Origin of the sequence: Asticcacaulis solisilvae (assembly GCF_052327315.1) — a bacterium.
In the GTDB taxonomy this organism is placed as follows: Bacteria; Pseudomonadota; Alphaproteobacteria; order Caulobacterales; family Caulobacteraceae; genus Asticcacaulis; species Asticcacaulis solisilvae_B.
This window is the reverse complement of record NZ_CP166197.1, coordinates 603,345-630,088: the sequence shown is the minus strand read 5'-3', so window position 1 is coordinate 630,088 and position 26,744 is coordinate 603,345. Positions and strand designations below refer to the sequence as shown.

Genomic DNA, 26,744 nt, shown 5'->3' with positions numbered 1-26,744 from the left:
TTTGGTAAAGACGGGGGAGCGCGCATGAAGGTTTCGCGGCGCAGCATCCTCCTGGCCGCACCGGGCCTGGCCGCCCTGCAGGCCTTTGCCGCGGACAGGACATCGCCCCCGTCGCGGATCGGCAATCGCGACCTGCCCTTGCCCGAGTGGGGACCGTACAGCGACCAGTGGAACGGGGTCTCGCATATCTGCGATGAGCTTCGCGGCTTGCGTATGGATTTCGCCTGCGCACCGGCGATCCTGCGGCGGGAGACCCTGGTGCCCTATGCCGAAATGGGGCTGGACATGCAGCCGGTGCGCGCCGACCCGCGCCTTGGCTATGTGCGCTGGGAGTGCGGGCTGAAGGCCGGCATTGCCATGCACCTGGAATGGTGTGCGCTGGGAGCTGACGGGGGCATGTTGCGGCTGGCAGCGACCAACCGGTCGGACGCACCTCTACCGTTGTTGGTCAACTGGCTGGCGCGGCTGTCTCCGCCGACGGCGCCGGCGCGGACGCGATGGCAGGACCGTTCGGGTATTGCGGCTGTGGCGAAGAAGGGCGAGGCGGCGCGGCCCGCCGAGGTGCGCCTGCCGCCGGGCGCGGTCTGGGTCGGCGCGCTCGATTACCGGGACCTGGAATGGGCGAAGCCGCGCTTCGATGATCACCTGGTGTTCGATGGGCGCAGGCGCGGCGAGGTTTTCGAAGCGGGGTTCGTTGGCAATACCGGTATCGGCCAGGGCTTCGGCGCGGATGCGGGCGACCGCGCGGAGTGGGCGTTCATGGCGGGCGCCATGCGCGATGCCGTGATACGTATCCGCTATCGTATCGCGAAGGGCACGTCGGCATTCCGCGTGTCGGGGCCGGCCGATGCTATAGTGACGCTCGGCGGTGGCGGTGACCCGCAAGGCTTCCGGACAGTGGATGTTGCCGTTGGCGCAGTGAAGGCCGGGACGCAAAACCTGCGTTTGACCGCGCTGGGCGGGCAGGCGGTCGAGATCGACGGCTTTGCTGTTGGCGAGGCGGCGCAGATCGATACGGTGATTTTTGCCGATCATGGATGGAAATTGCAGCCCGAACGGCAGATGCGGACCCAAAATGCGCTGACGCTGCGGTTTCCGGAAGAGACCGGCAGCGCCTATGCCATGGCGTGGACCGGCGGCAAGGGCGCGGTCCATGGCGTGGCTGCCGACGACGTCCGGACGCTCGGCTGGGCGCTGAACGACCCCAGCCTGTTCACCATGAGCCGCGTGGCGGCCAGCGGCTCGGGCTATGTGACGATCGCGACGCCGGAGGTCGTGACGCTGAAGCCCGGCGAAACCGTGGTGCGTGACTGTTTTGTCGGGACGGCGGCGGATACGGTCGAAGTTTGGCGGGCGGCGGGCGGCGACGCTGCGTTGGAGCGGGCGCGCAGGGCGGCGGAAGAGGCCCTGCCCGAGGGCGCGCAGCGCCTGATGGCGACGCTATCCACCAATGTCGTCTTTCCCGTGTGGACGGGCGGCAAATGGGTCCGGCTGGTGACGCCCGGCCGCGAATGGAACTCTGTCTACACCTGGGATTGCGGTTTTATCGGACTGGGCCTGGCGGGGCGCGACCCGGGGCTGTCGGCAGCCGTGCTCGACGCCTATCTGACGCGGAGCGACGACGATCAGGCGGCCTTCCTGCACCACGGCACGCCGCTGCCGATCCAGTTCTACCTGTTTCACGAACTGTGGAACCGGAACGGCAGTCTGGATTTTGCCCGCGCTCGCTATCCCGGCCTGAAACGCTATGCGCGGTTTCTGCTGGGCGATGAGGGATCGACCTGCCGCGATCTGAAGTCCGGGCTGATCCGCACCTACGATTATTTCTACAATACCGGCGGGATGGACGATTATCCGGCGCAGATGGCGGTCCACGCAAAAGGCATGGCGGCCTGTGTGGCGCCGGTCATCACGACGGCGCACGTCATACGCTGCCTGCGCATTCTGGTGCAGGTGGCGGGCGCGATCGGCGAGCGCCGCGATATCGCCGTGTGGGAGGCCGAGATCGCTCGGCTCGGGGGCGCCCTGCAATCGCAGAGCTGGGACGAGGGCTCGGGCTATTTCGCCTATGTCGTCCATGACGAGGATAAGCGGCCCGTGGGGAAGTGGCTTTCCGACAAAGGCGAGAACTTCAATATGGGACTGGACGGGGTCAGTCCGCTGCTGTCGGATATCTGCACGACAGCACAGGCCAGAACCCTGATCGATAACCTGATGACGCCGGGGCGGTTGATGACGCCGTCGGGGATTACCGCGGTCGATGCGCGGGCCTCCTATTACGACCGCAACGGCTACTGGAACGGCAGCGTGTGGATGCCGCATCAGTGGCTGATGTGGAAGGCCTTGCTCGATTACGACGAGGGGGCGAAGGCGTGGCAGGTGGCGGAGACGGCGTTACGCGTCTACGAGGCCGAGATCGCGCGCAGCGGGCGGGCCTACGAGAATTTCGACGCCGTGACGGGCGCAGGCGGCGGCTGGCATCCGTTCGGCGCCTTGTCGTCGCCGGTGCGGTGCTGGGCGGAAGCTTACGGCCAGGCGGGGACGCTGAGCACGGGGTTCAATACGCGCGTGGTTCGGCAGGTGTGGGACAGCGGGTTGACGGCCGATCTCGAAATATCCGGGGCGCGGGCGGTGACGGTGCTGGCGGTTTTGAAGCGTGAACCTGTGACGGCGACGTGGAATGGCCAAGCCATTGAGATGGTTCGGCGGGGGCAGGGTGTTGACGTTATTGTCCCTCCGGGAAGAGGAAGGCTTTTGCTGCGATGAACGTCGCCTGAGCGGTCATTAGCGGGAATAGAGGGCTATTGCGCCGGCGATCAGCATGATCGGCATCTGAATGTAGGTCAGCCAGATCAGGATGACGTGCAGGCGGATCACGGTTCGCGCCGCACCGGTCTTTACCTTCGACAAGGCCCAGAGCCGCGTCAGCGTACCGTCCGACTCCCAGCCGAGATCGATGCGCTGGCGTTCGGCGGTACTGAGGACGAACCAACGGACCGCCAGACCCAGAATACGGCCGACAAAAAAAGCCGCTATAGTCGTGGCCAACAACACAGCCGCGACAAGGCCCGATACGAAATCCATTATTTCCCCCACCAAAAGCCCCATAAATGTGGGCTCCGTGCCAGCGTTTGTCCAGCGCGGGGTTCCCGTTGAACGTCGCGGGCGGTGCCAGGGATTCAAGGGTGTCCAAAGGAGATACCCATGCTTAAATCCGCGATTGTCCTGTCCCTTATTGCCGCCGGTCTGGCCCTGTCGGCGTGCTCGTCCATGGGAATGGCCGACCAGGGCGCAACGAAAACGCCCACATCCCAGGCCCCGTCGAATCCTACGCCTTCCAGCCCGCCGGCCATGCCATCGTCGTCGGGCTACTGATCCGCGGGATCCGAATGCCGATACGGTGCGTAAGGGAAGGTGGGGCTGCTGACGAGCGGCAGGTCTGGCCGGCCTAACCGACCGATTTGGCGCCCGACTTCATCAGGTGGTAGGTGATGGCGTCGTACAGCGCGTTATAGGACGCATCGATGACGTTGTGGCTGACGCCCAGCGTATTCCACGTCTGGCCGTCGTCGTTGCGGCTTTCGATCATGACGCGGGTCAGCGCCGCCGTCGCTTCCGACGGTGTCAGGATGCGCACCTTGTAGTCGTTGAGATGCATGCTTTCCAGCTGCGGATAGTGCGGCGTCAGCGCCTTGCGCAGCGCTGCATCGAGCGCATTGACCGGGCCGTTGCCCTCGGCGACCGTCATGACCTGCTGGCCGGCGACGGTCAGCTTGACCGTGGCTTCGGCGACCGTGAAGCGCTTGCCCTTGCCATCGATGCGGCATTCGTTGAGCGCGCGGAAGCTTTGCAGGTCGTAATAGTGCGGCAGCTGGCCGAGGCGCTCACGCGCCATCAGCTCGAAGCTGGCGCTGGCATCCTCGTAGGCGTAGCCCAGGGCTTCGCTGTCCTTGACCGCCTTGACCAGGTCCGAGATGTGGTCGTCGTCGGCCGCGACGTCTATCCCCATCTGCTCGAGGCGGCTGAGGATATTGGCGCGGCCGGCCTTGTCCGACACCAGGACCAGGCGGCTGTTGCCGACCAGGGCCGGGTCGATATGCTCGTATGACCGGCTGTCCTTGGCCATGGCGCTGACGTGCAACCCGCCCTTGTGCGCAAAGGCGCTGGCGCCGACATAGGCGGCGTGGCGGTTGGGTGCGCGATTCAGCCGGTCGTCGACCAGGCGCGACAGCTGGCCGATATGGGTCAGCTGTTCGGCGCTGATGCCGGTGTCGAAACCCATCTTGAGCATCAGAGTCGGGATCAGGGCGATCAGGTTGGCGTTGCCGCAGCGCTCGCCGATGCCGTTGATCGTGCCCTGGATCTGGCGGACACCGGATTCGACCGCGGCCAGGGAGTTGGCGACGGCCTGTTCGGTGTCGTTATGGCAGTGGATGCCGAGTTGGGCAGTCGGCAGGGCCTCGCGCACCGTGGCGACGATCTTGCGGACCTCGGACGGCAGCGAGCCGCCATTGGTGTCGCACAATACCAGCCACGAGGCGCCGGCTTCATGCGCCGCCTTCAGCGCATCCAGCGCATACTGCGGGTTGGCCTTGTAGCCATCGAAGAAGTGTTCGGCGTCGAAATGGGCTTCGCGGCCTTGGGCGACGACGTGCGCCAGCGAGTCCGCGATCATGCGCAGGTTTTCAGCCAGTGTGACCTTGAGCGCGGTTTCGACCTGCCAGGCCCAGGTTTTGCCGACCAGGCAGACCGCAGGCGTGCCGGGCGCCATGACGTCTTGCAAACCCGGATCGTTCGACGCTGAACGGCCGGCGCGGCGGGTCATGCCGAAAGCCGAGATTTTTGAGCGCTTCGTGGCGGGGAGGGCGGCAAAAAAGGCGTCGTCGGTCGGGTTGGCGCCGGGCCAGCCGCCTTCGATATAGTCGATGCCGAAGGCGTCGAGCGCCGCCGCGATCGCCTGCTTGTCGGCCACGGAAAAGTCGATGCCCTGGGCCTGCGCGCCGTCGCGCAGGGTGGAGTCGTAAAGATAGATGCGTTCGCCCATGGCCCATCTATAGGCCGATATGGAAATGTTCAACCCATATCGCCATTTGCGGGCGGTATGCGGACCTGAGACGCTTTGGAAAACAGTGGCGGAAAACCAGGAGTTTTCCCATGCCCGTTGTTCCGCGTCCGCAGAATTTTTCCGTCATGCCGTCCGTGTCGTCCGGCGGTACAGTCTCCAATCCCATGAGCATGGACGCGGCGACGCTGCCTGGGCGGCAGATATCGGCACTGGGCGAGGCGATTCAGTCGTCGGGCGCACAGATGTCGGACATGTTCGCCAAGGCAGCCAAGGAAAAGGCTGAGACGACGGTGGCACTGGACGGCAGCAATAAGCTGACACAGATGCGCTTCGACCTGGCTGATCCGAATAAGGTCTTCCCCGGCGTGAACGACTGGTCGAAGACCGACCATGCTTTGTCGGAGTTCGACAAGGGCTGGGCCGATATCTCGGCCAACATGTCGCCGGGCGCCCAGGCCATGCTTGACCAATCGGCGCTGACGATCCGGGGGGATTTGTCCAAGGACCTTGCGCGCCAGGACGGCGACCGCGCCAGGACTTTTCGGGCAAATGCCCTGAACACGCGGGTGAACCTGGCCACCGGCGCGCTGATGACCGGGGCGAGCGACAATGACGCCGCCTATGCATCCCAGGCCCGCGCGGCCTTGGTCGCAAGTGGACTGGGACAGGGGTTGTCGGGTGAAGACCTCGATAAACAGACGGCGCTTGCCTTCGGGCGACGGGTGGTCGAGCCGGTCGTCACGGCGCGGCTGAGCCAGGGCGATGTGACCGGAGCCCGTGCCTTCTTCGACAGCCACCGCGAAGGCATGGCGTCTGACGATGCCGATCTGATCGACAAACATCTGGTGGAAGCCGGGCAGGCAGCCGACACGCGGAACGCGGTCGATGGCCTGTGGGATCGTCTTGGTCCGAAAAACCTCAACGATCCGATCGATGTGAATGCGGTCGAGAGCGACCTGGTCGATCGCTATGGTGGTGATAGCAAGGCTTTGCAGCGTGCCCGCGACGAGGTCCTGCACCGCCTGTTGGGTCATGTCGAGGCCCGCGATGACTACAATGCCGGCAATGCCAATGCGGCGATCCAACTGGTCAGGGGCGGGGCATCGCCGGCGCAACTGGCCATCTCACCACAGTTCCTGGCCCTGCCGCAGGACCAGCAACAGCAGATCGCAGACTGGCATCGCGAGCAGGTAACCGACAAGCTGGCGGGCTTCGCGCCCGACCAGAACCTTGACCGCATAGCGCGGCAGTTCGCCGCGTATCACGACCTCACCGGCGACGATGCGCTCAGGCGGATGTCCGAGGCCCGGATTAGCGCGCTGGAGCCGGTGCTTGGCGGGGACCTGACGAAACAGGCGCTCGCGAAGAAACAGGCGCCGCCGGCACTCGACAATACCGAGTTCGCTGCCCTCGTTAAGAACATCGGTCTCGATCCCGATCTATCTGATGTCTTTGGCAAGGCGCAACTGGGCGTGGTTCGTTCAGCGGCTGACAAGGCTTTGGCTCAGACTGGCACGGCCCTGACACCGCAGCGGCGTCTTGAGATCACATTCGAGGCGGCACAGAATGCCGTTTCAGGGCATCCATTGTTTGAAGCCGCGTCTGATGATGCCAGCGACCCGACAGGCTGGGCCGGTGTCCTCGGTCGAAAAACCTATGGTCCGGCAGTTCAGGTCGCAGCGGGGTACGGTTCACTGGCAGCGAGCGATATAGATCTTTTCCACCGAAAAGCGCCCGTTGCATCGGGGACAGATCAGAACCAGGCAGACGCGTCAAATAGTGAGAAGACGGCCACTGTCGATCAGCAGGTGCTTCAGATATTGGCGGATCGCTTAAAAGACCCGTTCATTCACTACGACCCTGCATTGGGAACTTTGGTCCAGACGAACTTCAACATCGATGGACAGACCACAAACACGCCGTTGAGTCCGGACGCCATCAAGGCTTTCAAAGAACGGGCCCTGAATTCGATCACCTACGTTTATGACACGCCGTCGCCGCAGGAGTTGGCGCTTAAGGAGCAGATAGCGCCGGGAAGCACCGCTGCCGCGCTGAAGGCGCTGATGGCGCCAAAGCGCCAGACTCTGCAGGAAAAGAACTTGGCTGAAGCCAGAGCCAATCTGCAGGACCCGCGGGTGCGTGCCTATCTGGCAACGATCGCATACGCCGAAAATGGCGGGCAGGGGGCGTTGCTGGAATACAACTCGTCGTTCGGTGATCATCCGGAAAACCCAAAAGACCGCAAAACGTTCAGCGACTTCTCAAAGTTTCCCCCGTCGAGCGGGGTTGAATATAAGGGCACGGCTCAGACCGCAAATGGCCGCTATCAGATAACCGGCTATAGTTATCCCGGACATAGTAAGGCGCTTGGACTTACGGACTTTTCCCCCGATACCCAGGATTTGATAGCCGCCCATATGATGGCCGAATCTCGCGTAATCGACGCGTTGCGTAGCGGTGACTTCACCGCCGCAGTCGACCGCTCGAGAGACTGGGCTTCGTTTCCGAAGCTGCATAATGGAAAGTGGGGGACACGGTACGATACTCAGAAGGTAGTGCCGTATGAAAAGCTGCAGCAATTTTACGATAACTGGTTGAAGGCCCATCCCGACGGCTAACCTTGCGAAGAAATGCATTGGAAATGACCTCTTTGCCATTTTGTTGCCGCTATTTGATCCCTTATTGTTCTCCATTGTTGAGCTGGTCGAAAGCGTACGGATTAACGATCGGTTCTGTCCGGAGTGCCTTGGGGAGGGTTGGATAAGTGGCAATTCGACGCGTTGTGCCGACGGTCGCAGTCGAGGGTCTGTATGCGTTTGTCCAGGCATTGCGAGCTAAGCCGTGTGTCCTCGGTTTGACGATGCTTTTTGTATGGGGGGGAATTATCAGTTCTTCCACGGCTGGAAGTCATATGGACGGCAAGTGCAAAACTATGGCGCGGCCGCCCGATCATAGCCATCAGAACAATGATAATGCTGCACTATTCACCGCTGCCGTGGCATCGGGTGATTGGGGCCTCGTCCGTGCCTATCTCCTCTGGGAATATGCAACGCCAGGCAACCTGACACCGAGGCAAAAGGCCAGGGTCGAGCGTGAGAGACTATCGGCCGAACTGATCCCATATTCGGCCAAAGGGGATCGGAGGACCGTGCTGCGTTATTTGCGGTTGGGTGCCGATCCCAATGCCGGTGCGAACGCCGACGACTTCGCCTTTCCGCTTGCTTGGGCGGCGCGATGCGATCATCCCGAAGTTGTAAAAATATTGCTGGCGCACGGCGCCAAGGTTAATGCCCGGTTTACCTATCCCTTGACGACGGGCATGGGTGTCGATGCCACGGCGCTGGAGTGGGCTGTGGAAAATGATGCGCGCAAGTCGGTCGCGGTCCTGTTCGCGCATGGCGCAAATCCCCGTCTTATGTCGCACTTTGAACCCCTTCCAGGTTTTGAGGACACCGCAGATACCAGCAAGGGGACACGCACCGCCCTTGATGCTGCGACAGACCCTGAAATCAGACGAATGATCCGGAAGGTGTTGAAGGATCGGCGCCGCATCGTAACGAAGGCCGATTGATCATTATAGGCGCGAAAGCCCGGCGATCATGTGATCGCCGGGCAGTCTTGTGCTGCTCCGAATAAATCAGAACTTGGTGGTCAGGGTGACGAAGCTCATGCGCGGGGCCATCGGGTAAGTGTTGTAGGTGCCCGAGGCGGCGCCGACGACCAGGGTCGAGGTCGTCTTGATGTTGCCGAGGTTGGTGACGTTCAGCGACAGGCGCGCATAACGCAGGGGCGACCCTGCCGGCATGTCGAAGCGGTAGCCCGCCTGCAGGCCGGTCAGGAGATAGCCCTTGACCGACAGGTCGTTGGTGTAGGTGGCGTAGCGCTTGCCGACATAGTCGCCCGACAGCTGCATGTCCCAGTTGCTGTAGTTGGCCGAGACGATCAGCTTGTTCATCCAGTCGGGCGAGGCGGGAACCGCCTTGCCGGCGGTGTGCACGGTCGTCGAACCCGACATGTAGTCGTCCTGGAAGGTCGACTTGTTGTAGGACACGGCGTCGTAGACCGACCAGTGATGGCCGAAGTGGACCGTGCCGGCCAGGTCGATGCCGTCGGTCTTGACGTCGCCGACATTGGCGAGCACCGCGGCGCCGGCGACCAGCGACAGGATGACCGGGGTCGGGCTGATCGACAGCAGGCGATTTTTGAAGTCGACATGGTAGGCGCTGACCTGGCCTTCGATACCGGTGATCGGACCGGTGAAGGTGTGGTGGAAGCGCCAGCCGGCTTCGGTCGTCACCGACGTTTCCGGTTTCACATTGGCCTTGAAGTAGTCGAAGGCCGACTGGTTGGCCAGGCTCCAGGCCGAGCCGCCGGCGCCGTAGACGATGAACTGGCGCAGGTTCTTCTGTGCGTCGGCGAAGATCTGGTCGGTCTTCGACACATCCCATACAAAACCGACCTGCGGCAGGAAGTTCTCGGTCGTCTTGATCGTGCCCGACGGATAGACGGTCGGATTGGTTGCGCCGGGTGCGTTCTGCTGGTTGATCGGGAAGTAGCCCGTGCCGGTCTGCGACATCGACTTGAAGCCGTACTGCACCAGCAGGTTCGGGGTCAGGCGCCACTGGTCCTGGACGTGCAGGTTCAGCACCTCGACGTTGAACTTGCCGTAATACTGGTCGAAATTCTTGCCGGTCGGGATCTGGTACGGCGTCAGGTCGGTGTTCGACGCCGTGAACGGATACCAGGCGCGGTGCTGGGTCGAATAGAGCTTTTCATACCAGGCGCCGGCTTCGATATCGTGGTCGCCGGCGTGGATCTTGAAGGTCGAGATCAGGCCCGAGCGATTCTGCAGGTATTCGGTGGTGCGCACGGCCCAGCCGGTGCCGCCGAAGATCGACTTCAGCCGCGCGATCTGGTCGGTCGCGCTTTCGCCGGCCGGACCCGGATAGTAGACGGCGAACAGGGCGGGCAGGCCAGCCTGGTTGATCGGGCCGGCGACGATGCCGCGGCCGTAGTCGTAGTGGTAATAGGCCTGGTTCGACCAGCTCATAGTGTCGTTGAAGCGGTAGTCATACTTGACGTAGGTCAGCGCGTCCTCGCGCTGGGCAGCCGAGTGGTAGTTGCTGAAATTGTTGCCGGCCGAGGCGGGCGGCGCGCCGGTGGTCGGGTTGAGGTAGCTGAGCGCCGCGTCATAGTCGGGATAAAGGAACGGACGGACGTAGGGCGCCGAGGTCTCGCCGGCCACGTGGGCGATCGAATCCTCGTTCGGCTCGACCTTGGTCGAATAATCGACATAGGCGGTCAGCTTGCCCTTGTCGCCGGTATGGGTGAACTTGGCGTTGAGCTGCTCATCCTTCTGGTGGCCGTTGAAATCCCAGGCTTTGGCGTCGTGGTGCAGCAGCGAGACATAAAGCGCGTTGCCGTTGCCGAAAGTGCCGGTGTCGAAGCGCAGGAAGCTGCGCGTCGTCTGGTACGACCCCAGCGTTTCGGCGAAGGTCACCGTGCGCGCCTTCGACGGATCGCTCGAATAGGTTTCGATGGCGCCGCCGAGGTTCGAGGTCGATGCCACGCCCAGGCCCGCCGCGCCCGAGGCGAACTGCACGCGGCTGACGTTTTCCGAAATGACGGCGCGCGACGGCGACAGGCCGTTCCAGTTGCCGTACTGCTGGTCGCCCAGCGGCACGTCGTCAAAGGTGTAGCCAAGCTGTTGCAGCGAGAAACCGTGGACGAACAGGGTCTCGTTCTGCTCGTTATTGCCCCAGGGGTCGGCCGTTTCGAACAGCACGCCCGGCAGGGTCTGAATGGCCTTCAGCGGGCTGATGCCCGGCAGGATCTTCTGCATTTCGCTGCCGCCGAGATCGACCGAAGACCGCGTCGTGCGATTGACCCGGACGACGACTTCCTGGCTGGCGTCGTCATTGGCCGGAGTGGCCTTGGCGTCCTGGGCGAAGGCATGGGGAGCGAAGGCGAGCGGTGCCAGGCTCATGGCGCCGGTGGCGAGCAGAGCCGCACGCAGGCTCAGGCGATTGGAAAAGGTCATGGAAGGTCCCGGGGAGGATAAGGGTGAAGCCGTCCGGATAGGCGCGCCGCGTGACGAAACGGCTGCAATTGCAGAACAGTTTTATGACGTGGCCGGTCGGCAACAATTCCCTTACGGAAACGGGGTTTGCGTGACATATTCCTGTCGTGCGACTGTCGGCAAACTGTCTTGAATTCGCGCTATGCCGCAGGCATGATGACGCAACTCCCCTCGATCGGCCGTCGCGGTTTCTTTACCGGTGCGGCTTCGCTTGCCGTTTCTCTGGCTGCCGCCCGCATGAGCCACGCCGCGCCCGTATCCGAGCCGTTCAAATCGCCGCTGATCATCGGTCACCGCGGCGCGCCTGGCTATATGCCCGAGCATACACAGGGCTCATACGAAGAGGCGATTCGCCGAGGCGCCGACTTCGTCGAGCCCGATGTGGTGGCGACGAAGGACGGGCATCTGGTGACGCGCCACGATCCGGTGCTGACCGATTCGACCGATATCTTGGCTCACCCGGAATTCGCCGCGCGCAAGCGCACCGTGAAGTTCGCCGGCGGCTTTGAAATCACCGATTTTTTTGTCGCCGACTTTACGCTGGCTGAACTCAAGACCCTGCGCTGCAAGCAGGTCATGCCGGGCCGCGACCATAGCCGCGACGGCCAGTACCCGATCCTGACCCTGGAAGAGATGATCGACATCGTCCAGGCCGGCGCAAAAAAGGCCGGCCGCGCGGTCGGCATCTATCCCGAAATCAAGTTTCCGAGCTTCCACCGCTCGCTGGGCCTGCCGATCGAGGATCACCTGCTCGATGTGCTCGGCAAGGCCGGCTATACGGGCGCGTCTTCGCCCGTGTTCATCCAGTCGTTCGAACAGGGCAATCTGCAATATCTCAAGACCAAGACCGATATCCGGCTGATGCAACTGGTCGACGGTTCGGGCACCGATCCCGACACCGGCGCCATGCAGTTCAAGCCGCCATCGGACAAGCCCTATGACTGGACGCTGGCCGGCAAGGCCGGCACCTATGGCGACCTGCTGACGCCGGCAGGCCTCGATGAGGTTGCCAAATACGCCACGATCATAGCGCCGTGGAAGCGCCATCTGCTGGCCTTCAAAAAGGGCAGCGACGGCAAGCCCATTCCGGTCGTGCGCAAGGAGATCGTCGACAACGCCCACGCGCGCGGTTTGAAGGTTCACATCTGGACCATGCGCAACGACGCGCCCTATCTCGACCCGTATTACAACGGCGATCCGATCGCTGAATTCCTCGATTTCTTCCGCATGGGCGTCGACGGCGTCTTCACCGACTTCGCCGATACGGGTGTCGCGGCACGGGAGGCCTTCCTGAAGGAGCGCGCCGGCTAGGGCAGGCGCCCAGTGTCCACGGCCTGTGGATAAAACCGTCACGCAACCGCAAAATCCCTGTCATCAAATCGCTTTACACGCGCGCAGCGGTACCCCTTCGACGGAGCGCGTCATGCCGCTGAACCGCCGCACCCTTTTGTCCCTCAGCGTATTGCCCGCCATTCCGGCCTTTACGGGATCGGCCGAGGTGCCTGCGAAGGGCGTGCGTTTCGAGCACGGGGTAGCTTCGGGCGATCCGCTGACCGACCGGGTGATCCTGTGGACGCGCATCAGCGGTGTGGATAAGCCTGTGGATGTCGTGTGGCAGGTTGCCCGCGATGACACCTTCTCAGACATCGTAGCGCAGGGCCGCGTTACGGCGGATGCCGGCCGCGACTACACCGTCAAGGCCGATGCGGCGAGTCTTATGCCCGGCACGGCCTACAGCTATCGTTTTATCGCCAAGGATGTGACTTCGCCGGTCGGGCGGACCCATACCCTGCCGGAAACGACCGACGATGTGGTGCTGGCGGTGGTGTCGTGCTCGCTGCATTCCAACGGCTATTTCAACGCCTATCGCCATATCGCGGGCCTGGACCGGGTCGATGCCGTCGTGCATCTCGGCGACTATATCTATGAATACGGCGCAGGCCCGGAAGACTATGGCATGGGCAATGGCCGCACGCTTGGGCGCACGCCTGAGCCGCCGTACGAGATCGTCAGCCTCACCGACTACCGCACCCGCCATGCGCAGTACAAGCGCGACGACGACCTGCAGGCGGCGCACGCCCGCGCCCCATGGATATGCGTCTTCGACGACCACGAAATCTGCAACAATCCCTGGGTCGGCGGCGCCGAAAACCACAATCCGGAAAAAGGCGAGGGCCGGTGGTGGGACCGCAAGGCGGCGGCGCTGAAGGCGTATCGCGAATGGATGCCGATCCGCGATCCCGCGCCAAAGCAGCTGTCCGAGACCATCTACCGTTCGTTCCGCTTTGGCCAGATCGCCGAGCTGATCATGCTCGAGACGCGGCTGCTGGCGCGCTCGAAGCAACTCGACTACGGGACCGACCTGAAGATCATCGACGGCAAGCCCGACTATGCTGGCTTTGCGCACGCGCTGAACGATCCTGGCCGCCAGCTTCTGGGGCCGCGGCAAACGCAGTGGCTGGGCGAAACCCTGACGACTTCGGTAAGGGACGGCGTGCGCTGGCAGGTGCTGGGCAACCAGGTGCTGATGGCGAAGAATCCCGGCCCCGATATCGTCCGTGTTCTCGGTGAACAGCGCGTGGATGAGGTGCTGTCGGTCCTGCCGGCCGATGCGCGCGCCAAGGTCCAGGCCATGATCGGGCTGTTTTCGGGTGGCAATGCCATGCCGTTCAATCTCGACGCCTGGGACGGCTATCCGGCCGAGCGCGAGCGTTTTTACGAGCTGATCAAGGCGTCGGGCGCGCGCGTTGTCGTGACGTCCGGCGACAGCCATACGGCCTGGGCCAACGAACTGCACGACGCCAAGGGCCAGCGCGTCGCCGTCGAGCTGGGTGTGACCTCGGTGACCAGCCCGACGAAATTTCTCGATGCCTGGCTGCCCGACCTGCACCTGGCCAGGACCTTGGCGGAGCAGAACCCGGAAGTCATTGCGGCCGACGACAGCTACAACGGCTATGTCCGCCTGACCCTGACGAAGGACGAGATGTCGGGAGAATGGATGTCGGTCGACACCATTACCTCGAAGACCTTTGCCTGCGTCTCGCAAAAGCGCTTCATAGCCTATCCGGTGGAGGCTGGCGTATCGGCCCTGACCGTTTCGGGTTGACTCCGCTTTCCCACATAATATGGTAATGGTCCAATAAATAGGAATGTTTCAAGGCATTCTGACAGGGGCCACACCATGACGATTGCGCGCTTTGTCGACGCCCATATCCATTTGTGGGACCTGGGCCACTTGCGGTACCCGTGGCTGACCCCGCCCTTTTCCGACGATGGCCCGAACGGCAGTGTCGAGCCGATCGCATCAACCTACCTGCCTGTGGATTACCGCGCCGATGCTGCGGACTATCCTGTGGAAAAGGCTGTGCATATCGACGCCGGCGCGCATCCCGGCGACGCGCTGGCCGAGACGCGCTGGCTGCAGGACCTCTGTGACACGCAAGGCCTGCCGAACGCCATCGTGGCCTTTGCGGCGCTGAACGATCCGGATGTGGAAAAGCTGCTGGCGGCCCATGTGGAAAGTCCCGCCGTGCGAGGCATCCGCCACATCATCAACTGGCACCCCAACCCAAAGCGCACCTATACGCCGAAGAACCTGCTCGACGACGACGCGTTTGCGCGCGGCTATGCGCTGCTGGGCAAATACAACCTGTCCTTCGACCTGCAGATCTATCCCAACCAGATGACGCAGGCCTATGCCCTGGCGCGCCGGCACGAGACCGTTCCGGTCATCATCAACCATATGGGCATGCCGGTCGACCAGGACTGGGAGGGGATCGCGCGCTGGAAAGACGGTATGCGGCTGCTGTCGAGCCTGCCCAATGTAGCGGTCAAGATTTCGGGGCTCGGCTTTATTGTGCGTCCGTGGACGGCGGAAATGATGCGGCCGTTTGTCTTGGAAACGATCGACCGTTTCGGCGCCGATCGCAGCTTGTTCGCCAGCGACTTACCGACGGACAAGCTGTTCAACACCTACGGCCATGCCATGCAGGCCTATGACGAGATAACGCGCGCCTTCAGTCCCGATGAGCGCGAAGCCATGTTCGCGGGCAACGCCGAACGCATCTACAGGATCTGAACCATGACCCCCAATCCGCCCTTAGGCGTTGTCTTTCACTGGCTCGGCGGCTTCGCCTCGGGCAGCTTTTACGTGCCCTATCGCGGCGTCAAACGCTGGCCGTGGGAGATCTACTGGCTGATCGGCGGCGTCTTCAGCTGGATCGTCGCGCCCTGGGTCTTCGCCTTCGTCAAGGTGCCGCACCTGTTAGACATCCTGCACGGCGCCTCGCCCGAGACGTTGAAATGGTGCGTCATCTTTGGCCTGTTGTGGGGCCTGGGCGGCCTGACCTACGGCCTGACCATGCGTTATCTCGGCCTTGGCCTTGGGACGGCGATTGCGCTTTCGCTGTGCGCCTTCTTCGGCACCATTGTACCGCCGATCTTCAAGGGCACCTTTTTTACCGAGGTCCTGCCGACGCAACACGGCCAGATCGTCATGCTGGGGCTGTTGATCTGTCTTGCCGGCATCTGCGTTATCGGGTTTGCCGGCCACAGCAAGAACAACGACCTGCCCGAAGACAAGCGCCGTGAGACGCTGAAGGAATTCGATCTCAAGAAGGGGATCGCCGTCGCCATCTTCTGCGGCATCATGTCAAGCTGCTTCGCCTATGGCCTTGCCGCCGGTGACCCGATCACGGCGACGGTGGTGAAGTCTGGCGTCGATCCTTTGTTCGGCGGCCTTGCCACCCTGTGTGTCGTGCTGCTCGGCGGTGCCACGACTAATATCCTGTGGTGCGGCTACCTGATCATCAAGAACAAGAGCCTGGCCCAGATGGCGGCGCCGGTGCCGGCAGGCGAAAAGAAGCCGTCGGCGGGCCTGAACTTCCTGCTGTGCGTTGTAGCGGGCGTCACCTGGTACCTGCAATTCTTCTTCTACCAGATGGGCGAAAGCCAGATGGGCAAGTACGGCTTCTCGTCGTGGACCCTGCACATGGCGTCGATCATCGTGTTCTCGTCGCTGTGGGGCTTTGCCCTGAAGGAATGGAAGGGCGCGAAGACAAAGACCCTGGCTCTGGTCATGGGCGGCCTGACCCTGCTGATCCTGTCGACCGTGGTGATCGGCTACGGCAACTGGCTGGGTGGTTAGGGCCGGTCGCAATAAAGCAAAGACAAAACCCCGGCGGATCGCTCCGTCGGGGTTTTTCCTGTGGCATTATTTTACAGGTTTATTCTTAGAACGTAGTCCGGCCGCCCGAGGTGTCGAAGGTCGAAGCCGTGGTGAACGAGCACTCTTCCGACGCCATGAAGGTCACCATGGCGGCCGATTCGTCGACGATGCCGAGGCGGCCCATGGGGATTTTGCCCTTCATATATTCGACCTGAGACGGCGGCAGCTGCGCCAGGATCGGCGACTCGAACGTCGCCGGCGTCAGCGCATTGACGATGACGCCCTTGGTCGCCAGCTCCTTGCCGAGGCTCTTGGTGAAGCCGATCACGCCGGCCTTCGACGCCGAATAGGCCGAGGCATTGGGATTGCCTTCCTTGCCGGCGACGCTGGCGACATTGACGATGCGGCCATAGCCGTTTTCCAGCATGAAGGGGATGACCTCACGGCACGTATAGAAGGTGCCGTTGAGGTTGATCTCCATGACCTTCAGCCACGAATCGACGGGGAATTCCCACACCGGCACGGTGGCGCCGGTGATGCCGGCCGAATTGATCAGGATATCGATCCTGCCCAGGATGTCCTTCGACTGCGCAGCGGCGGCTTTGACAGCGTCGAGGTTCGACACGTCGAGCGCGACGACCCCCGAGGCTCCCGTCTCGGCCTTCGCCGTTTCCAAGGCTTCGGCATTGAGGTCCCACAGCACGACCTTGCCGCCTTCGGCGACGATGCGGGCTGCCGCAGCCTTGCCGAGGCCTGAAGCCCCGCCGGTTACAATGGCCGCGCGGCCGTCAAAACGTCCTGGGTAGGTGGTCACTCGATAATCTCCTGGCCTTCGAGGGTGAACGCCACCACGGTCTGGCGCTGTTCACCGAGCTTGCTGACGCCCAAGTGCATGGTGTCGCCGGCGTTCAAATAGATGGGGTTGGGCTTCTTGCCTTCGCCGACGCCGGGAGGCGTGCCGGTGATGACCAGGTCGCCCGGCTGCAGCGTGATGAAGCGCGAGATGTAGGCGATGCATTCGGCGACGTTGAAGATCAGCGTCTTCGTATTGCCGGTCTGCATGCGCTGGCCGTTCACATCCAGGAACATGTCGAGGTTATGCACGTCGCCGACTTCGTCGGGCGTGACCAGCCACGGGCCGGTCGGCGCGAAGGTGTCGCAGCCCTTGCCCTTGACCCACTGCGTGCCGCGTTCCTTCTGGAAGGCGCGTTCCGACACGTCGTTGACCAGGACGTATCCGGCGACGTGGCTGAGCGCTTCGGATTCTTCGACATAGCGGCAGGTCTTGCCGATGATCAGGCCCAGCTCGACTTCCCAATCCATTTTGGTGGCGTCGCGCGGCTTCATGACAGTGTCGTTCGGGCCGGTCAGCGAGGTGACGGCCTTGGTGAAGAAGATCGGCTCAGGCGGAACCGGCAGGTTCGATTCGGCGGCGTGGTCGGCGTAGTTCAGGCCAACGGCGATGATCTTGCCGATGCCGTTCACCGGCACGCCGTAGCGCGGCTGGCCTTCGACGACCGGCAAGCTGGCGATGTCGAGCGCGGTCAGCTTCTTCAGCTGCGACAGGCGCACTGTGTCGGGCGTCAGGTCGGAGACGATGCCCGACAGGTCGCGGATCTTGCCGTCTGCGTCGACGACACCGGGCTTTTCCTGGCCCTTGGGACCAAAGCGGCAGAGTTTCATGGGGATGATTCCTTAGTGGCTGTAAGGCCGCAGCAGTTTGACGGCGGGGTTCAATTCCACGCCGAAGCCGGGCTTGTCCAGTTTGTTGACGTTCAGGCGGCCGTTTTCCGGCACCGGTTCACCCAGCAACTGCGGGTGGAACATCGGCGCGACGTGGTCGGCCTTGGGCGCCATCATCAGGAACTCGGCAAACGGCGAGTTATGGCGCGTGATGACGAAGTGATACGAATAGACCGAAGAGCCGTGCGGCACGACCATGATGCCGCGGGCGTCGGCCATGGCCGAGATCTTCAGTAGTTCGGTGACGCCGCCGCACCAGCCGACATCGGGCTGGATGATGTCGCAGCAGTCCATCTCCATCAGCATGCGGAAGCCCCAGCGCGTAGCTTCGTGCTCACCGGTCGTGACCAGCATGCCGGCGGGAACGTTCTTCTTGAGCTGCTGATAGCCCCAGTAGTCGTCGGGCGAGATGGCTTCTTCGATCCACTTCAGGCCGTGCTCATGGCATTTGTGCGCCAGCTTGGTGGCGTAGTTGACGTCGAGCGCCATCCAGCAGTCGTACATCAGCCAGAAGTCGTCGCCGCACTTTGCGCGCATGTCGGCGACCATCTCGACATTCTTCTTCAGGCCTTCGTCGCCTTCGACCGGGCCGTGCAGCAGCGGCATCTTGCCGCCGATAAAGCCCATTTCCTTGGCCAGGTCGGGGCGGGCGCCGGTGGCGTAGAATTGCAGCTCGTCGCGCACATTGCCGCCCAGCATATGATAGACCGGCTCACCGCGCAGGCGGCCCATCAGGTCCCACAGCGCCAGGTCGATGCCCGAGATGGTGTTCACCACCAGGCCCTTGCGGCCATAATATTGCGAGGCGAAGTACATCTGGTCCCAGATGGTCTCGTACTCGAACGGATCGCGGCCTTCCAGGAAGCGCGCGAAGTGCTTTTCCACAAGATAGGCGGCCGGTTCGCCGCCGGTCGTCACGGCGAAACCGACCGTGCCGTCTTCGGCCTCGATTTCGACGACCAGGGTGCCCAGAACGTTGATTCCGAAGGATTTCCGGCTCTGGCGGTATTCGGGATAGCGCCCCATCGAGGTGGCGATGTGGTTGTCGATCCAGTGGCCTTCGCCCTGGTCGTGATAGTCGGCGCCGCCGCCGCCTTCGCCGCCTTTGATGACCGACGCACGCACCTGTTTGATTTTTGGATATTTCGCCATAGTCTCACAAAATGGGACTCAAAAGTCCGCTTCCTGGTGATGAAAGGGAGCGGGATCGACGCTTGCGTTCGTCCCACAATTTAGATATGGGTTCTAGAGAATGAAAAATTCGACGTCAATGGAAAATGCAGGCGAAGGCAACGCAGACGAGGGGACGGTCCGCATGGCGGGCGCGCAAACCCTTGTGCGCGGCCTGGAAGTCCTGACCGCCGTCGCCCACGGCCCGCGCAAACTGCCCGACCTGTCGGAGGCTCTGGGCCTGACGCGCTCGACCACGCACAGGCTGGCGACCAACCTTGTCGAGCTGCGCTTTTTGAACTTTACGCCGCGCGTCGGCTATAGTCTTGGGCCGAAGCTGCTTGAGCTCGGACACCTGGCGTCGCGCCAGATGAACCTGCCGCGCGTGGCGCACGACTACCTGGTGCAACTGTCGCAGCAGACCGGCGACACCGTCCACCTCGGCATCCGCGACGCCGATCGCGCGCTCTATCTCGACAAGGTCCAGGGCTCGCGCCGCATCGAGATCAGCTCGCGCATCGGCGAACGCCAGCCGCTGCGTTCGACAGGTATCGGCAAGGCGCTGCTGCTCGACGACAGCGAGAAGTCGCTGCGCCAGATCTACGAAGACGAGACCGTGGCCTTTCCCGGCTATCGCGTCGACGAGACCCTGTGGCTGGAGCGCATGCACCAGTACCAGAGCGCCGGCTACGCCTTCGACCTGGAAGAAAACGAAGACCGCATCCGCTGCGTCGCCGCGCCCATCCGCGACGCCGGCTCCAATATCATCGGCTCGATCAGCGTATCGAGCGCCGCCCAGTATATGGACGATGCCCGCATGAAGCAGATGGTCGACTACGTCGTCCAAACGGCCGGCGCCATCTCCTCGGAATTCGGCTGGGCCAACACTATAAAAACATAAGACAAAAGACGAAAAAGGAAGAACATAATGCTGTTGCAGGGACAACGGGTCTTGATCACCGGCGCGTCGCGCGGGATCGGCCGCGCCACCGCCATCGAATGCGCCCGCCACGGCGCCGACGTGGCGCTCAACGTCTATAATGACGACGAGGCGGCCGCATCGGTCGTCGCCGAGGTCGAGGCGCTAGGTCGCAAGGCTGTCCTGTTCAACGGCGATGTTGCCGATCCGGCGTCGGCGCCGGCCTTTGTCCAGACCGCCGTCGAGCGCCTGGGCGGGGTCGACACCTTCGTGTCGAACGCCGGCATCTGTCCGTTTCACAGCTTCCTCGACATGCCGCAGGACGTTTTGTTGCGCACAATGAACGTCAACCTGACCGGCGCCTACTATATGTGCCAGGCGGCGGCCAACCAGATGGTGAAACAAGGCCGTGATAGTCAAGGTCGGGGCGGCTCGATCGTCGCCGTGTCGTCGATTTCGGCCCTGGTCGGCGGCGAGATGCAGACCCACTACACCCCCACCAAGGCCGGCGTGCATTCGCTGATGCAGTCGATCGCCATTCCGCTGGGCCGTCACGGTATCCGCGCCAACTCGGTCATGCCGGGCACGGTCGCCACCGACATCAATAAAGAAGACCTGGCCGATCCGGCGAAGCGCGAATATATGGAAAAGCGCATTCCGCTCGGTCGCCTCGGCCGCCCCGACGATATCGCCAAGGTCGTCGTCTTCCTGGCCTCGGACCTGGCGAGCTATGTCACCGGCGCCTCGGTGCTGACCGACGGCGGTTTGTTCGTCAATCTCCAGTAATTCCTCAGTACTTTCGGAGCCTGCGGCCTTCCCCCTTCCGTCACTCGCTCCGCTCGCGCCACCTTCCCCGTAAACGGGGAAGGCATTAGTAAAATAAAGCTCCCTTCCTTCCCTGCGAAGGGGGGAAGGTGGCTCCCCGAAGCCATGGCGAAGGGGAGGCGGAAGGGGCAATATGCTGCGTCATCACGCGTCAAAGCTTCAGTTTAAAGCCGTGCCGAACCCATGATTATTTCCGCCCCCACCGACTATCGCGAAGCGGCGCGCCGCAAGCTGCCGCCGTTTCTGTTCCATTATCTCGACGGCGGCTCGGGGGCCGAAACGACGCTGGGCGCCAATGTCGGCGACCTGCAGACCGTCGCGCTGAAGCAGCGCGTGCTCAAGGGCTCGGAGACGCTCGACCTCAAGACGTCGTTCTTCGGTGTCGAACACGATCTGCCGATCTGCCTGGCGCCGGTTGGCCTGACGGGCATGTACGCCCGCCGCGGCGAGGTCCAGGCGGCCAAGGCCGCCGCCGGACGCAACATCCCCTTCATCCAGTCGACCGTCAGCGTCTGTTCGCTGAAGGAAGTGGCCACCCAAAGCGACAAGCCGATCTGGTTCCAGCTCTATGTGCTGAAGGACCGCGGCTTCATGCGCGATGTGCTGCAACGCGCCAAGGCCCTGGGCGCGGCGACACTGGTTTTCACCGTCGACATGCCGGTGCCGGGCTCACGCTACCGCGACCCGCATTCCGGCATGAGCGGACCGAACGCCGAACTGCGCCGCATCTGGCAATCCGTCATGCATCCGGCCTGGGCATGGGATGTGGGGCTTCACGGCACGCCGCACGATCTCGGCAATATCTCAGCCTACCGCGGCAGCACGACGGGGTTGAAGGACTATATCGGCTGGCTGGGCGCCAATTTCGATCCGGGCATTTCATGGCAGGACCTGCAATGGATCCGCGACGAATGGCAGGGCCCGATGATCATCAAGGGCATTCTCGATCCGCAGGATGCCCGCGACGCACAGGCCTTCGGCGCCGACGGCATTGTTGTGTCCAACCACGGCGGCCGCCAGCTCGACGGCGCCCTGTCGTCGGCCAGGGCGTTGCCGAAGATTGCCGAGGCGGTGAAGGACAAGATGACGATCTTCGCCGATGGTGGCATCCGTACCGGCCTTGATGTCATGCGTATGCTGGCGCTGGGCGCCGACGGTGTCTTGATCGGTCGCGCCTTCGTCTATGCCCTGGCGGCGGAAGGCGAACGCGGTGTGCGTAACCTGCTCGCCCTGCTGGAAAAAGACATGCGGACGTCGATGGTGCTGACCGGCGTCAAGTCGATCCGCGAGGTCACCTCGGACATCCTGGCCTGATGGCCAGCCGCGATATCCGCGACTTCGGCGCCAAAGGCGATGGCGTCACCGTCGATACGGCGGCGATCCGCGCGGCGATCGCGGCAGCCGACCATGGCGACAGCGTCGTCTTTCCGATCGGTCATTACCTCAGTTTCTCGATCCCGCTGAAGAGCGGCGTCCATCTCTATCTGACCGAAGGCTGCGTGCTCGAAGCCGCCGATCCAGCGCGCCACGGCGGGCAATACGATCCTGCCGAGCCCAATCCCTGGGACCTGTTCCAGGATTTCGGTCACAGCCATTGGTGTAACAGCCTGATCTACGGTGTCGGCGTCGAGGACGTGTCGATTACAGGCCCGGGCCTGATCGACGGACGCGGACTGACGCGTGAAGGCCCAGGCTCGCGCTGGAAGAAGCAGGCCGGAGAGTTTCCGCTCAGCATGCAGGGCATGTCGGCCGAAGAGATGGCCATCCTGTCGCCCGAGGTGTCGGAGATGGCCGGCCTTGGCAACAAGACGCTGGCCTTTCGCGAGGCGCGCAATGTCGTGCTTCGCGATTTCACCATCCTGAACGGCGGGCACTTTGCCCTGCTGGCGACGGGCGTTGATGATCTGGTGATCGAGAACCTGTTCGTCGACACAAACCGCGACGGGCTCGATATCGACAACTGTCGGCGCGTCACGGTGCGGGGTTGCCGCGTCAATACGCCGAACGACGACGCCATCGTGATCAAGGCCGGTTATTCGCTGGGGCAGAAGCGGCCGACCGAGGACGTGCTGATCAGCGATTGCCATGTCTCGGGCTTCGATCTCGGCACGCTTTACGACGGCACGCGCGGCCGCACTCAGGAATTTTCGCCCGACCGCGACCGGGTGACGGGCCGTATCAAGCTCGGCACCGAATCGAGCGGCGATTTCCGCCGTATCCGCATCGAGAACTGCACCTTCGAACGCTCGCGCGGCCTGGCGATCGAAACGGTCGACGGTGGGATTATCGAGGACGTGACGATCAGCAACCTGACCATGAACGAGGTCACCACGGCGCCGATCTTCCTGCGTCTGGGCGCCCGGTTGCGCGCGCCGGAAGGGGCCTTGCCCGGGAGCCTGCGTCGCGTGCATATCCGCGACGTCTCGGCCGAAGGCATTCTTGGCGACTATTGCGCGCTGATCATGGGGCTGGATGGCCATCCGATCGAGGACGTCACGCTGGAAAATATCCGCCTCAGCTATAATGGCGGCGGCACCGAGGCCGATGCCCAGCGCCACATCGCCGATCTCGACGATGCCTATCCCGAACCCAGCATGTTCGGCCGCACTCCGGCCTGGGGCCTGTGGACCCGCCATGTCAAAGGGTTGAGCCTAAGCAATGTCGAAATGACCCTGGCCGCGCCCGACTCCCGGCCACAGACCCTGTTCGAGGACACCGAACACCTCGACTAGGAGTCTGCTTCGAAACGTCGGTGCATTTCAGCCAGAAACGCCTCCGGATCGAAAGGTTTCGACGGTCCGGAATTCTCACCGTCGATAAGCGCCTGACGAAGGGCGATCATCCGGAGGTTTTCTGAATCGGGTGCGGAGGCTTCCATATGGGAAACCTATCACGCTTAAGTCCGAATGGCGACTAACGCCCACGTCCCCATAGCTGCGAATACTTCCAGCCCGTCAGGTTCTCGACGATTGCGCCGCTTTCCGGCGTGGCGGGCTCGGTCGCGCCGCCCCTCAGACGATCGATCTCGTTCATCAGCACGGCGTGGGTCTTGCCGTTGAGCTTGAAGCTGAGCGCGACCAGGAAACCCAACAGCATCACCACGATCGGCCCGATGACCAGGATCAGCGCCAGGGTCTGCAAGGCCTGCGGCGACTGTGTCTTGGCGCCTGACACGAAACCGCCGGCGCTGATCACCCAGGTGGTGCCGGCAATGGCGACGGCCTGGCTGAGCTTGCGCACCAAGGTCATCACGCCGGCGAAGATGCCTTCGCGGCGCTGGCCGGTGACGGCTTCGTCGACGTCGGGCAGGTAGTTGTAGACGCTCCACGGCACGAGGTTCAGCGTGCCGCGGCCAAGGCCTGCTAACATCACCGGCACGAACAGCCAGAAGAGCAGGGCAGGTGGCACCGTGCCGCCGAGCGCGCCGGTGAAGATATTGTGTTCGATACCGGCAATCGCGTCGCCATAACCGGCGGGCCGCACGATGTAGAAGCCGTAGAGCAGCAGGCAGCCGGTAATGAACGCCGTGATGGCGATGCTGTAGGCGCGCACGGGACCTGCCCTGAGGATGACCAGGATGGCGATCGCCACCGACAGCAGTTGGAAGCCGTACATGGTCGTCATGGTCTGGGCGATGATCAGCGGCGAGCCCAGCATGACCGTGGCGACGAACAGGGCAAAGGCGCCGTTGAAGATGTCCTGCGAGATATAGCCGCCGAGATAGATGCACAGGTGCTGGCGGAAGGCGCGGATGCGTAAGGTAGAGAACAGGTCGCCGAAGATCTTGATCGGGATCAGCAGGGCCCGGCCGAGGTTGAGGGGCTCGGGCTTGATCAGCTTTTCTTCGTCCGAATAGGGGCGCTCCCAGGTGCAGATCACCGAGATGATGATGACCAGGCTGGCCAGGGCGCCGAAGATGGCGCCGTTGATCAGGAAGGTGTTGGGTGAATTCTTGCCGCCAAAGGTATTGATGATGACCGCCGGCAGGCCCGAGGCCAGGATGGCCGACGCCTGGGCGCACAGCATGCGCGCGCCGGCGAACTTGGCCTTTTCCTTGTAATCCTTGGTCATTTCCGCCGGGAAGGTCTCCCACGGAATGAGCACGAAATTGTAGGTCAGTTCGAAGAACAGGTAGGTACAGAGGTAGTAGAGGAAGGTCTGGCCCGACACCCACATCAGGGCGAAACTGGGCAGCAGCGGAATGGCGATCAGCAGGAAGATCTTGCGCCGCCCGATCTTCCGTCCCACCCAGGTATGGCGCAGATTGTCGGAAATATAACCGATCAGCGGGCAGGTGAAGGCGTCGAAGAAGCGCGAGATGGCGAACAGGCTGCCGGCGCTCGCGGCGCTCAGGCCGCAGAATGTCGTGTAGAAATAGATCAGCCATCCCGACGTCACCGCCGTGATGCCGGCGCCGACAAGGTCGCCCGATCCCCAGCCCAGATAGTTGAAGAAGCCGGGCTTACGCATTTTCTGATCCGCCACTAAAGGCACTCCCTACTTTTTTCTTCTCCCCATCAAAGATGGGGAGGGGGACCACGAAGTGGTGGAGGGGTATCTGGCCCGTAAAGACCCTCCAGGGTATTTTAGATAAACCGGTACAGGAACTCGCCCATCGCCAACAACGCCATGGCCTGGCCGAACGGCATGCTGGTCAGCGGGATGTCCTTGTACTCCTGGATCGAGTTGAACACCGGCGTGCCGAACGACACCTGGGTCAATTCGCCTTCCTTGGAAATATGCGCGCGAACCGCCTTGGCGCCGCGGATGCCGATCTCTTCGTATTTTTTGGAAATGTATCCCTTGCGCACGGCCTTGAGGATGCCGTAGGCGAAGCCGGCCGACGCGGCGGCTTCCTCATACGACGTCTCGTCGTCGAGAATGGTGCGCCACAGGCCAGACGGCGCCTGGACTTTGGCCAGCGCCGCGACCTGAGCTTCCAGCGTGTCGATCAGGAACAGGCGCAGGGCGTCGTCCTTCGGCAGGTTCAGCAGCTCGATGAATTCCGGGATGACGATGGTGACCCACGAATTGCCGCGCGCCCACAGGGCATTGGCGAAGTTGTGGCGGCCGTCGAAGGTCCAGCCGTGGAACCACAGGCCCGTCTTGCGGTCCGACAGGTATTTGATGTGCACCATGAACTGGCGCTTGGCTTCCTCGACATAGTGCGGGCGGTCGAGCAGCAGGCCGATCTTGGCCAACGGCAGGACCGACATCATCAGCGTGTCGTCCCACAGTTGCTGGTTGTTGACGCTGTTATAGACGATGTGCTGGAAGCCGCCCTCTTCGGTGCGCGGCAGCTCGTTATAGACCCACTCGCCCCAGACATCGAGATAGGGCAGGTACCGGCGGTCGCCCGTGCGCTCATACAGATAGGCCAGGGTGATGAAGGGCGCGACGGTATTGATATTGCGCGACGGCATGCCTTCGCGGAACCGGTCCTCGAACCAGTTGATCATGACGTCCCACGACTTCTGGTCGCCGGTCATCTCCCAGACCTTGTACATGCCGTACAGGCCCACGCCTTGCGTCCACTCGAAACCGTGCCAGCTCTTGGTGTCGATGACGCGGCCGTCTTCGAGGCGCAGCAGGAATTCGCCGGTCTCGTCGCGGATATTGATCAGGTTGTCGATCAAACGGTCGCAGGCATCGATATAGTCGTCGCGGTCGGCGCCGAGCGCGGCCGTCTGGTGCGCCAGCAGCGGATGGATGCGGTCGGGATGCGGCGGCTTCAGCACCTGGTTGTTCATCGACTTCTTGGAAACGGGTACGTTCA

The 26,744-nt window shown here is 62.7% G+C and carries 21 protein-coding genes; 12 read left to right on the top strand and 9 right to left on the bottom strand.

The genetic code is table 11. The annotated features are described in order from the left end of the window. The first annotated feature begins 24 nt into the window (after positions 1-24). Positions 25-2,766: an MGH1-like glycoside hydrolase domain-containing protein gene (locus AB8717_RS21480; protein WP_443751081.1), complete on the top strand. Its 2,742-nt coding sequence runs from the start codon at positions 25-27 to the stop codon at positions 2,764-2,766. 18 nt (positions 2,767-2,784) lie between these two features. Here the strand turns inward: AB8717_RS21480 and AB8717_RS21475 are convergent, their stop codons facing one another. Then, entirely contained in the window at positions 2,785-3,084 is a 300-nt protein-coding gene (locus tag AB8717_RS21475) for a hypothetical protein (RefSeq protein WP_443751080.1), read from the bottom strand. 120 nt (positions 3,085-3,204) lie between these two features. Between AB8717_RS21475 and AB8717_RS21470 the strand changes: the two genes are divergently transcribed. Then, a complete protein-coding gene (locus tag AB8717_RS21470; RefSeq protein ID WP_443751079.1) occupies positions 3,205-3,375 on the top strand; it encodes a hypothetical protein in 171 nt (56 codons plus the stop codon). A 73-nt stretch (positions 3,376-3,448) separates the two neighbouring features. Here AB8717_RS21470 and cimA read toward each other — a convergent pair whose 3' ends face one another. After that, positions 3,449-5,044, bottom strand: a complete 1,596-nt coding sequence (cimA, locus tag AB8717_RS21465) for a citramalate synthase (protein ID WP_443751427.1) — start codon at positions 5,042-5,044, stop codon at positions 3,449-3,451. Between the two features lie 110 nt (positions 5,045-5,154). Here cimA and AB8717_RS21460 point away from each other — a divergent pair, with 110 nt between their 5' ends. Together AB8717_RS21460 and AB8717_RS21455 are read left to right on the top strand one after the other, a co-directional pair. Beyond that, the gene (locus AB8717_RS21460) at positions 5,155-7,683 is read left to right on the top strand and encodes a hypothetical protein (protein ID WP_443751078.1); all 2,529 of its coding nucleotides are present in this window, start codon (positions 5,155-5,157) and stop codon (positions 7,681-7,683) included. A gap of 293 nt (positions 7,684-7,976) precedes the next feature. Beyond that, positions 7,977-8,636 carry an ankyrin repeat domain-containing protein gene (locus AB8717_RS21455; protein WP_443751077.1) on the top strand — a complete coding sequence of 220 codons (660 nt, stop codon included), beginning with the start codon at positions 7,977-7,979 and terminating at the stop codon, positions 8,634-8,636. A gap of 66 nt (positions 8,637-8,702) precedes the next feature. Here the strand turns inward: AB8717_RS21455 and AB8717_RS21450 are convergent, their stop codons facing one another. Beyond that, positions 8,703-11,105, bottom strand: coding sequence for a TonB-dependent receptor (locus AB8717_RS21450; RefSeq protein ID WP_443751076.1), 2,403 nt, complete (start codon positions 11,103-11,105; stop codon positions 8,703-8,705). A gap of 192 nt (positions 11,106-11,297) precedes the next feature. Here AB8717_RS21450 and AB8717_RS21445 point away from each other — a divergent pair, with 192 nt between their 5' ends. The 4 genes from AB8717_RS21445 to rhaT all read left to right on the top strand — a co-directional run bounded on the left by AB8717_RS21445 (position 11,298) and on the right by rhaT (position 16,290). Next, entirely contained in the window at positions 11,298-12,455 is a 1,158-nt protein-coding gene (locus AB8717_RS21445; RefSeq protein WP_443751075.1) for a glycerophosphodiester phosphodiesterase, read from the top strand. 112 nt (positions 12,456-12,567) lie between these two features. Further along, on the top strand, positions 12,568-14,250 hold the full coding sequence (locus AB8717_RS21440; protein ID WP_443751074.1) for an alkaline phosphatase D family protein: 1,683 nt from the start codon (positions 12,568-12,570) through the stop codon (positions 14,248-14,250). A gap of 75 nt (positions 14,251-14,325) precedes the next feature. Then, entirely contained in the window at positions 14,326-15,222 is an 897-nt protein-coding gene (locus tag AB8717_RS21435; protein ID WP_443751073.1) for an amidohydrolase family protein, read from the top strand. A gap of 3 nt (positions 15,223-15,225) precedes the next feature. Further along, positions 15,226-16,290, top strand: a complete 1,065-nt coding sequence (rhaT, locus tag AB8717_RS21430) for an L-rhamnose/proton symporter RhaT (RefSeq protein WP_443751072.1) — start codon at positions 15,226-15,228, stop codon at positions 16,288-16,290. Between the two features lie 85 nt (positions 16,291-16,375). On the opposite strand, the gene AB8717_RS21425 is transcribed toward rhaT, so the two are convergent. From AB8717_RS21425 to rhmD, 3 genes are read right to left on the bottom strand one after another with little or no spacing between them, the layout of a single operon-like run. Next, positions 16,376-17,125 carry an SDR family NAD(P)-dependent oxidoreductase gene (locus AB8717_RS21425; protein ID WP_443751071.1) on the bottom strand — a complete coding sequence of 250 codons (750 nt, stop codon included), beginning with the start codon at positions 17,123-17,125 and terminating at the stop codon, positions 16,376-16,378. Continuing rightward, positions 17,122-17,994: a fumarylacetoacetate hydrolase family protein gene (locus AB8717_RS21420; protein WP_443751070.1), complete on the bottom strand. Its 873-nt coding sequence runs from the start codon at positions 17,992-17,994 to the stop codon at positions 17,122-17,124. The genes AB8717_RS21425 and AB8717_RS21420 overlap by 4 nt, the downstream gene beginning before the upstream one ends. Before the next feature lie 12 nt (positions 17,995-18,006). Further along, complete coding sequence (rhmD, locus tag AB8717_RS21415; RefSeq protein ID WP_443751069.1) at positions 18,007-19,206, bottom strand: L-rhamnonate dehydratase; 1,200 nt, start codon at positions 19,204-19,206, stop codon at positions 18,007-18,009. Between the two features lie 100 nt (positions 19,207-19,306). Between rhmD and AB8717_RS21410 the strand changes: the two genes are divergently transcribed. The 4 genes from AB8717_RS21410 (at position 19,307) to AB8717_RS21395 (ending at position 23,700) form a co-directional block, all read left to right on the top strand. Beyond that, a complete protein-coding gene (locus AB8717_RS21410; RefSeq protein ID WP_443751068.1) occupies positions 19,307-20,125 on the top strand; it encodes an IclR family transcriptional regulator in 819 nt (272 codons plus the stop codon). Between the two features lie 27 nt (positions 20,126-20,152). After that, complete coding sequence (locus tag AB8717_RS21405) at positions 20,153-20,929, top strand: SDR family NAD(P)-dependent oxidoreductase (protein WP_443751067.1); 777 nt, start codon at positions 20,153-20,155, stop codon at positions 20,927-20,929. A 222-nt stretch (positions 20,930-21,151) separates the two neighbouring features. Next, positions 21,152-22,282, top strand: a complete 1,131-nt coding sequence (gene lldD / locus AB8717_RS21400; protein ID WP_443751066.1) for an FMN-dependent L-lactate dehydrogenase LldD — start codon at positions 21,152-21,154, stop codon at positions 22,280-22,282. Further along, on the top strand, positions 22,282-23,700 hold the full coding sequence (locus tag AB8717_RS21395; RefSeq protein ID WP_443751065.1) for a rhamnogalacturonidase: 1,419 nt from the start codon (positions 22,282-22,284) through the stop codon (positions 23,698-23,700). The genes lldD and AB8717_RS21395 overlap by 1 nt, the downstream gene beginning before the upstream one ends. Here the strand turns inward: AB8717_RS21395 and AB8717_RS21390 are convergent. The 3 genes from AB8717_RS21390 to bglB form a co-directional block, all read right to left on the bottom strand. Continuing rightward, positions 23,697-23,810, bottom strand: a complete 114-nt coding sequence (locus AB8717_RS21390; protein WP_443751426.1) for a type II toxin-antitoxin system ParD family antitoxin — start codon at positions 23,808-23,810, stop codon at positions 23,697-23,699. The two genes, AB8717_RS21395 and AB8717_RS21390, sit on opposite strands and share 4 nt — an antisense overlap. Positions 23,811-23,881: 71 nt before the next feature. Continuing rightward, positions 23,882-25,438 (bottom strand): MFS transporter, encoded by a 1,557-nt coding sequence (locus AB8717_RS21385; protein WP_443751064.1) that lies wholly within the window; start codon positions 25,436-25,438, stop codon positions 23,882-23,884. Positions 25,439-25,554: 116 nt separating this feature from the next. Beyond that, the gene (gene bglB / locus AB8717_RS21380; RefSeq protein WP_443751425.1) at positions 25,555-26,718 is read right to left on the bottom strand and encodes a beta-galactosidase BglB; all 1,164 of its coding nucleotides are present in this window, start codon (positions 26,716-26,718) and stop codon (positions 25,555-25,557) included. Between the last annotated feature and the right edge of the window lie 26 nt (positions 26,719-26,744).